Origin of the sequence: Rhodopseudomonas sp. BR0C11 (assembly GCF_010820945.1) — a bacterium.
Lineage (GTDB): Bacteria > Pseudomonadota > Alphaproteobacteria > Rhizobiales > Xanthobacteraceae > Rhodopseudomonas > Rhodopseudomonas palustris_H.
In genome coordinates, this window is the sequence record NZ_QTKI01000843.1 from 1 (window position 1) to 473 (window position 473).

At 65.1% G+C, this 473-nt stretch carries 1 protein-coding gene and 1 pseudogene; both read left to right on the forward strand.

Annotation, left to right across the window (positions count from 1 at the left end; translation table 11 throughout):
• On the forward strand, positions 1–353 hold a 353-nt coding region (locus DYI24_RS27720; RefSeq protein WP_164574581.1), incomplete at its 5' end, for an ATP-binding cassette domain-containing protein.
• Positions 346–473 (forward strand): annotated as a pseudogene (locus DYI24_RS28530) (ABC transporter ATP-binding protein); the annotation flags it as partial. The gene DYI24_RS27720 and the pseudogene DYI24_RS28530, both read left to right, overlap by 8 nt.

Below are 473 nucleotides of genomic sequence, written 5' to 3' on the forward strand. Positions count from 1 at the left end.
TGCTGGAGCAGTTCCGGCTGGTTGATCGCGCCAGTGAGCATGCCTCTGCGCTGTCGCACGGCCAGCAGCAATGGCTGGAGATTGCCATGGCGCTGGCGCCGGACCCGAAACTGTTGCTGCTCGACGAGCCCACCGGCGGCATGAGCCTGGAAGAGCGCCGCGTCACCGGTGAGCTGCTGGCCCCGATCAAGGCACGCTGCTCGCTGGTGATCGTCGAGCACGATCTCGATTTCATTCGCGACATCTGCGATCGCCTCACCGTGCTGGATCAGGGCGCGGTGCTCAACAGCGGGACGATCGCCGAAATTCAGACTTGCCCGAAGGTCCAGGAGGTCTATCTGCGCCGTGCCTGAGGATGCATATCTCGACGTTCGCGATCTCGATGCCGGCTACGGCCGCAGTCAGGTGCTGTTCGGCGTGTCGTTGACAGCGCCGTGGCGCGGTGGCGTGGCCATTCTGGGCCGCAACGGCGC